Source organism: Rhodococcus sp. A14 (genome assembly GCF_011603105.1).
Taxonomy (GTDB): domain Bacteria; phylum Actinomycetota; class Actinomycetes; order Mycobacteriales; family Mycobacteriaceae; genus Rhodococcus_F; species Rhodococcus_F opacus.
The window spans coordinates 1-7,800 of record NZ_JAAOQS010000193.1; the positions used below are offsets into that span (position 1 = coordinate 1).

General features: G+C 69.0%; 7 protein-coding genes. 4 read left to right on the forward strand and 3 right to left on the reverse strand.

Features of this window, described 5'->3' with window-relative positions; translation table 11 throughout:
- The 3 genes from G9373_RS44065 to G9373_RS44075 form a co-directional block, all read right to left on the reverse strand.
- Positions 1-1,217: hypothetical protein (locus tag G9373_RS44065; RefSeq protein WP_167121121.1), on the reverse strand; the 1,217-nt coding region annotated here is incomplete at its 3' end.
- Positions 1,214-1,543, reverse strand: a complete 330-nt coding sequence (locus G9373_RS44070) for a type VII secretion target (protein WP_105419840.1) — start codon at positions 1,541-1,543, stop codon at positions 1,214-1,216. The genes G9373_RS44070 and G9373_RS44065, both read right to left, overlap by 4 nt.
- Positions 1,544-1,602: 59 nt before the next feature.
- Positions 1,603-2,310 (reverse strand): TetR/AcrR family transcriptional regulator, encoded by a 708-nt coding sequence (locus G9373_RS44075; protein WP_120659200.1) that lies wholly within the window; start codon positions 2,308-2,310, stop codon positions 1,603-1,605.
- 221 nt (positions 2,311-2,531) lie between these two features.
- On the opposite strand from G9373_RS44075, the gene G9373_RS44080 reads away from it, so the two are divergent.
- From G9373_RS44080 to G9373_RS44095, 4 genes are read left to right on the forward strand one after another with little or no spacing between them, the layout of a single operon-like run.
- A complete protein-coding gene (locus tag G9373_RS44080; protein ID WP_133986854.1) occupies positions 2,532-4,076 on the forward strand; it encodes an amino acid permease in 1,545 nt (514 codons plus the stop codon).
- Between the two features lies 1 nt (position 4,077).
- Entirely contained in the window at positions 4,078-4,923 is an 846-nt protein-coding gene (locus tag G9373_RS44085) for an urea amidolyase associated protein UAAP1 (RefSeq protein WP_206033888.1), read from the forward strand.
- Positions 4,920-5,576, forward strand: a complete 657-nt coding sequence (locus G9373_RS44090) for an urea amidolyase associated protein UAAP2 (RefSeq protein WP_005573438.1) — start codon at positions 4,920-4,922, stop codon at positions 5,574-5,576. The genes G9373_RS44085 and G9373_RS44090 overlap by 4 nt, the downstream gene beginning before the upstream one ends.
- Positions 5,573-7,558 (forward strand): 5-oxoprolinase/urea amidolyase family protein, encoded by a 1,986-nt coding sequence (locus G9373_RS44095; protein ID WP_133986597.1) that lies wholly within the window; start codon positions 5,573-5,575, stop codon positions 7,556-7,558. The genes G9373_RS44090 and G9373_RS44095 overlap by 4 nt, the downstream gene beginning before the upstream one ends.
- Positions 7,559-7,800 lie beyond the last annotated feature (242 nt).

Here is a 7,800-nt window from a genome sequence, read left to right on the forward strand (position 1 = left end):
CCGCCCATCCCGCCCATGGCTCCGCCGGGTGCGAGAGGGGACGAGGCGGCGGCCGGAGCGGCGCCGGGTGCGGGAGCGGTCCCCGGTGTCGCCGGGGGCACAACCGGCCCGGTGATCGTTCCGCGGGGTACGGAACCGCTGCCCGCGGAGACGCTTCCGCCCGCGCCGCCGCCGTACATGCCGATGCCCGCGCCGCCGGCGATGCCCACAGCACCCGGAACTCCGCCCGCTGCCCCGTGTGCGGGGATGACCGCGGATTTCGCCGACCGGGCGTCGGCAGGCAGGTCCGACGAGGAGACGCTCGCCGCCTGGGTGCTCGCCGACACCAGGTCGCCGACACTGTCGGTGACGGTGGAGATCATCGGTTTGCCCACACCCTCGATCACGGTGGAGGCGATGGCGAATGGTGACGTTGGTGCGGCTGCCGCCACGGCTCCGGGCGCCGGGGGCGGCGGTACCGGAACCGGGGCGGCCAGACCGTTCATCGTGAGGGTCTGTTCGTTGAGTTCGGTGCGCGTCTGCGTCACGACCCCGATAGCAGCCTTGAGGTGCTCGGCCGCGGACGCGAGCAGCATCGCCTGCCCGGGCGGCGTCATCACCATCGGCGCGGCGGCGACCGCGGTGGCCGCGAACGACTCCGAAATCGTCATGAGGTTCGCGTTGCCCCGCGCCACGGACGCGGCGGCGGTCTGCGTCGTCGTGGAGATCTCCGTGCCGCGTTCGCTCAGTTCCGTGCCGCTGGACTGAGCCTGCAGGCCCTGTGACTGCGCCGCCTGTGCTGCCTGGCTCTGCCAGATCTGGTCGAGCACCTTCAGTCCCGACATGCTCATCGACATCGCCTGGTCGATCATGCCCGAAGACATGTCGAGGAGGGAGGTCGGATCGAACGAGCCGAACGTGCCGGTGCCGAAACTCCCGGCGAGATCGGTGAGCGGCTTGAACAACTCGTCCACGCCCGGCAGTCCGGGCAGCCCGTGACCCTGCAGCAGCGCCTCCACCGGGTTCGGCGGCAGTGGAGGCAGCGGCGGAAGGGCCGGTAGTGGCGGCAGGTCACCGAGCGGCGCATCGAGGAACGGGCCGAGCGGAGAGTTCTGCAGGGCCTCGAGCGGAGTGCTCGGCAGTGGCGTCGCGAGCGCGTCGCCGACGGGCGTTCCCTGGATCAGGTCGAGGATCGATCCGTGCTCCACAGGGTGCCCGGCGGGTTCGGGGGACGTCATGCGAGGCCCCCGATTCCGTCGCCGACGCCGCCGAGCGCAGCGCCGTTGGCACCGTCGACGGAGTCGTAGGAATCGGCGGTGGCATGCGCCGCGATCGCGGTCTGCGCGTAGTGAGACGCGAGTTCGGCGACCGACCTGGCGTGATTTGCCTGTGCGGCGGCGAACGACGCGAGGAAGTCGGCGCCGATCGGGCCGAACACGGGCGCGAGTGCCGCGAGATTCGCGCCGAGATCGAGTGCTGCGGCGCTGCTGATCTGTTCGGCGGCCTGCGCAGCGGTGGCGCCGTAATTCCTGATGCCGTCCGTGACGACAAAGACATCGCTCAAGATAACCCCCCAGTGATAAGCGTTCGCCAGACTTTATCTCACGGGCCCGACGTGCACGGCTAGAGGCGAAGGGGTGTTCCGCCTGCCGTCTCGGCGAGCAGTGCCCGCGACTTCGCCCGGATTTCGTCCATCGGCTTCGTCCATCCGAGGGCGCGGAGGCAGGCGTCGGCGAGGAGTCCGGCGGCACCCTCGTTCTCGGGCCTGGGAAGCAGTCCGCGTTCGATGTCGGCGCGGGTTGCGATGGCGCTCTCGACTATTCGGAACGGCAGGTCGGTCAGGGCGGGGGAGGTGTCGCCTGAATCGTCGGTGATTTCCGTGAGGGCCTGGTCCGCCAGCTGCCGGTAGTGCCGGCGCAGCAGGGTTCGCTGGGCGCGGAACGGCTCGAATCGATCGGTCAGCAGTTCCGGAAGAAGATACAGCGCACCGAGGTTCCATTTGGTGGCGGTGAGTTGCGTGACGTCGTAGGTGGCCAGCGCGTGCAGGCGCACCGTGGCGGGCGCGGCGGCGTCGGCGAGCCGCCCCGCCGCGGCGAGCGCGGGGGACACCGTCTCCTCGAGGAGCGCCACCAGGATCTCCTCCTTGTTGGGGAAGTGGTGGTAGAGCGATGCCTGCCGGATACCGACCATCTCGGCGATCTGCCGGGTCGAGGTGGCCGCGAAACCCTTGGTGGTGAACAACTCTCCGGCGGCGTCGAGTATCTCCTCGGGAGTGGTCTGCCCTGGTCTGCGCTGATTGGTCAGTCGGGGTCGTCCCGGCCCTGTGGTCACCGCTCCATGATGTCAGGTCGCTCTCGGGATCGACGGTCTCCACCCGCAGTGAGGGTTTCGTCATGCTCCCGAAACGTAGGCAACGATGCTGTTACGGCCGGCGGCGATCTGGATACGCGGGCGTCACCCATCGAGGCCCTTCCGCGAGAAAACTATCGAGCGACAGATATTGCTCTCGCCGAAGGAGTAAGCCCTTGAGTACACCCACAAGGACTGCGCAAGTGCTGACCGCGCCGGCCGCACCTCCCCGCCCGTCCGGCGGAACCGGCGTCGACGACACGGGCGACCTCGGCGAATTCGGCTACGAGCAGCAACTTCACCGTTCCCTGGGTAAGTTCGCGTCGTTCGCCGCCGGCTTCTCGTTCGTCTCCATCCTCACCACCATCTTCCAGCTCTTCGGGCTCGGATTCGGATTCGCCGGACCCGCCTTCTTCTGGACGTGGCCGGTGGTGTTCGTCGGCCAATTCATGGTGGCGCTCAACTTCGCCGAACTGGCCGCCAGGTACCCCATCTCGGGGGCGATCTACCAGTGGTCACGCCGGATGGGCGGCGAGGTGGTCGGCTGGTTCGCCGGATGGTTCATGATCCTCGCGCAGATGGTGACGGCATCCGCCGCGGCCATCGCGCTGCAGGTCGTGCTCCCCAACGTGTGGAGCGGATTCCAGATCATCGGTGAGGACAGCACGTTGACGTCCGCGAGTGGCGCCGCCAACGCGGTGCTGCTGGGCTCCGTCCTCCTCGTGCTCACCACGTTCATCAACTGCATCGGCGTCAACTGGATGTCCAGGATCAACAACATCGGCGTGACCTGCGAGATCGTCGGCGTCATTGCGGTAATCGGCATGTTCCTCACCCACGCCCAGCGCGGACCGGAGGTCGTGTTCGACACCGGCACGGCCGGGGCGTCACCCGGGTACGGATGGGCGTGGATCGTGTCGGGTCTGATGGCGGCCTACGTCATGGTCGGATTCGGCTCCGCGGGCGAACTCGCCGAGGAGACGCGGAACCCGCGCCGGGTGGCGCCGCGCACGATCCGCCTCGCGCTGTCCGTGTCGGCGCTCGGCGGTGGACTGATGATCATCGGTGCCCTGATGGCCGCGCCGAGCCTGACCGACGGCCGGCTCGCCGCCGAGGGCCTGCCGTACGTGCTCTCGTCGATCCTCAGCTCGCCCTGGGGCACACTCCTGCTCGTCGACGTCGCGATCGCCGTGTTCGTCTGCACGCTCGCCATCCAGACGGCGGCGTCCAGGCTGGTGTTCTCGATGGCACGCGACGGACGGCTGCCCGCCTCGCAGATCCTGTCGACGGTGAATGCCCGCACCGGAACACCCATCGCGCCCTCCGTCCTGATCGGCCTGGTCTGCATCGGCATCCTCGCTGTCAACGTCGGGAACGCCGCCATCTTCGCGACCCTCTCGAGTGTCTGCATCATCCTGATCTACCTCGCCTACCTGATGGTCACGGTGCCGCTCCTGCTGCGCAGGTTGAAAGGCTGGCCGCACGGAGGACCGCAGGTCGACGCGGACGGACGGAAGCTGTACTCGCTCGGACGGTTCGGCCTTCCCGTCAACATCCTGGCCGTCGGCTACGGCGCGCTGATGGTCGTCAACCTGTCCTGGCCGCGCGCGGAGATCTTCGACCCCAGCGGCGACTATCCCCTCCTGCGGTGGGCCGCCCCCGTCACCGTCGCCGCCGTGGTCGCGCTCGGAGTCGCGTGCTTCCCGCGCGGCCGCACGACCCCCAACCCCATCACGATCGGAGCCTGACATGACCTCAGTGGACACCTCGACCACCAGTGCCGCGAAGGAACACGCGCGTGCCCAGTCGGGAGCGGTCACCGACTCGATGCCGGTGGTCCCGGCGTCGTCCTGGCCCACCCCACCGTCCGACATCGATCCGGCACAGCTCACGTGGGCGGAGACGGTTTCCGGTGGCCGGTACACCACGAAGGTGCTGGGCCGCGGCACGCGACTACGACTGCGTGACCTCGACGGCCGGGCCTGCGCCCACCTGCTGCTGTACCGGGCGGACGCGCCGTGGGAGCGGCTCAACGTCGCCGACACCGTCAAGGTGCCGTGGCAGGCGTACCTGGGGGCGGGACATCCGCTGCTCTCCGATCAGGGGCGGGTGCTCGCGACGCTCGTGTCGGACGGGTCCGGGCGGCACGACGCCCTGTGCGGCACCACGTCGGTCGCCTCGAACACCGCGAAATACGGTGACGGCAACCTGCATTCGGCGTCCCCCGCCGGCCGTGAACTCTTCACGGTGGCGGCGGCGAAGCACGGACTCGGGCGGCGCAACCTCCCGCCGTCGCTGTCGTTCTTCCACGGGGTGCGGGTGGGGGAGGACGGGTCGCTGAGCAGCATCGGATCCGCCGGCGCGGACACCGCGGTCGACCTCGTGATCCACCTCCCGGTGATCGTCCTGATCGCCAACACGGCGCACCCGCTCGATCCGTCGCCGACGTACGACACGACCGCGCTCGAAGTGCTCGCCTGGACCGGCGTCGACGTGGCCGAGCCCGTCGACGCCGACCCGGAGTACCACCGAGCCTTTCTCAACACCGAAGACGTTTGGGCTGCAGCGCAGCGCCAGGGACGGGAGCAGGCATGACCACCACCATCGAGACCGCACCGCTGGTACCGGGAACGGTGATCCTGGACGAGGAGGTCGGCGCCCGCGGACCCTGGTCCACCGTCGTCGTGGCCGGTGACGTCCTGACCATCGTGGATCTGTGCGGCAACCAGGCCGTGGACACCCTGATCTACGCGGCCGACGACCACCGGCAGCGCTACTCGGCCGCCGCGACGGTGTCGGCGCAGCGCAATCTGTTCCTGACCACGGGAAGTGTCCTCCGCACCGACGATCACGACGCGCTGATGACGCTCGTCGCCGACGAGGTCGGCTCCCACGACACGGTGGGCGGCGCCTGCTCGCAGGAGTCGAACACCCTGCGGTACGGCCACCACACCAAGCACCAGCACGCCTGCGTCGAGAACTTCCTCGCCGAAGGATCCCGGTGGGGGATCGGCAAGCGGGACCTGGTGTCGAACATCAACTTCTTCATGAACGTTCCCGTCGACGCCGACGGCACGCTCGGAATCGTCGACGGCCTCTCCGCACCCGGCCGCCGTCTGGCACTCCGCGCGGAGCGTGACGTTCTGGTACTGGTGTCCAATTGCCCGCAGATCAACAACCCCTGCAACGGTTTCGACCCGACCCCGGTGCGGATGATCGTGACCCGGCCGGCGGGAGTGCAGGCATGAGCGCCAAGATCACCGTGCACCGGCCCGGCATGCTTACCACGGTGCAGGACTTCCCCGGACGGACCGGGTACTGGCACGTCGGTGTGCCGCCGTCGGGGCCGATGGACGACCTGTCGTTCCGGCTCGGCAACACCGCACTCGGCAACGATGAGGGCGCCGCGGGAATCGAGTGCGCCATGTCCGGTCCCGCACTGCAGTTCGACGAGGACACGGTGGTGTGTGTGACGGGCGCGCCCGCCCCGGTCACCGTCGACGGAGTGCTGCAGGCGCAGTGGCGTCCGGTGCGGGTTCCGGCAGGCGCAGTCCTGGACGTCGGCGCGGTGGCAGGACCCGGTCTCCGCATCTACGTACTCGTCCAGGGCGGACTCGACGTCGACGACTTCCTCGGCAGCGCCTCGACGTTCACGCTCGGCAAGTTCGGCGGACACCAGGGCCGCACGCTGCGGCAGGGCGATGTTCTCGCGGTCGGCGAGCACACCGGCGCCCGCGCGGCCGCCGTTCCCGCCGAATACGTTCCGGCCCTGTGCAGTCGCTGGGAGATCGCGGTCACCGAGGGCCCGCACGGCGCACCCGAGTTCTTCACCCGCACCGACATCGACACGCTGTACCGGACCGACTACGAGGTGCACTTCAACTCGGACCGCACCGGGGTGCGGCTGATCGGACCCAAGCCCGACTGGGCCCGCACGGACGGCGGCGAGGCGGGACTGCATCCGTCCAACATCCACGACAACGCGTATTCGGTCGGCGCCCTGGACTTCACGGGGGACACCCCGATCCTCCTGGGCCCGGACGGACCGAGCCTCGGTGGGTTCGTCTGCCCTGTCACGGTCGTCTCCGCGGAACGCTGGAAGCTCGGACAACTGGCCCCCGGCGATACAGTGCGTTTCGTGCCGATCAAGGCCGACCGGGCCGCGTCCGCCCGGACGCTGGGGCCCGCACGGCGGGCGGCGCACTCGACGGTCTTCTCCACCACCGGTGACCGCGACGACGGCGTGATCGCCCGGCGCGACGGCGAGACCGCCGTGACGTACCGGCGGTCCGGCGACGACAACGTCCTGGTCGAGTACGGCGACATGACCCTCGACCTCGCACTCCGGGCCCGCGCGCACGCGCTGCACCAGCGTCTCGAGGTCGAGAAGCCGGCCGGGCTCCTCGACCTGACGCCGGGCATCCGCTCGCTGCAGGTCCGGGTCGACCCCGACGTGCTGCCGATCCCGAAGCTCATGGGGATGCTCGGCGAGGCGGAGGACGCCCTGCCCGCGGCGAACGAACTCGTGGTGCCGAGCCGGTCCGTGCGGATGCCGCTGTCGTGGGACGACCCCTCGACGCGTGAGGCGATCCAGCGTTACATGCACGGTGTCCGTTCCGACGCACCGTGGTGCCCGTGGAACATCGAGTTCATCCGCCGCATGAACGGGCTCGGCAGCGTCGACGACGTCTTCGACACCGTCTTCGGAGCGGAGTACATGGTGCTCGGGCTCGGTGACGTCTACCTCGGCGCACCCGTCGCGACACCACTCGACCCGCGGCATCGGCTGGTTACCACGAAGTACAACCCGGCCCGCACGTGGACGCCGGAGAACGCGGTCGGTATCGGCGGGGCATACCTGTGCATCTACGGAATGGAGGGTCCGGGCGGCTACCAGTTCGTCGGCCGAACCACCCAGGTGTGGAACCATCGGCATCCCGAGAAGTCGGGCCCGTTCGAGGACGGTACCCCCTGGCTGCTGCGCTTCTTCGACCGGATCTCCTGGTACCCCGTGGAACCGGACGAGTTGATGGACCTGCGATCCGACGTCGCAGCTGGTCGCGGCGGCGGTATCGAGATCACCGAGGGCACGTTCTCGCTCGCCGAGCACCAGCAGTTCCTCACGGCGAACGCCGAATCGATCGGCGACTTCCGAGCCGAGCAGACCGTCGCGTTCGCCGCCGAGCGGCAACGATGGTCCGCGGCAGGGGAGTTCGCGACGGTGGGCTGATCCGCGTTACGCGAGCGTGTCGGTGAAGCTGTCCGGCCTGGGTGCGTCCGCGCGTTCCCTGGGCACGTAATGCAGTTCGACCACCCCGTTGCCGTACGACTCGGAGCCCACTAGTCCGAAGTTGCGGCGGTTTGGCAGCAGTTTATGTGGTTTGACCAGGTGGTTTAGTGGGTGGTTGTGGTTTTGTTCTGTCGACGGTGTCCTCAGGTCAGGGTCAGTGGTATCGGGGCGCCGAGGAGGTC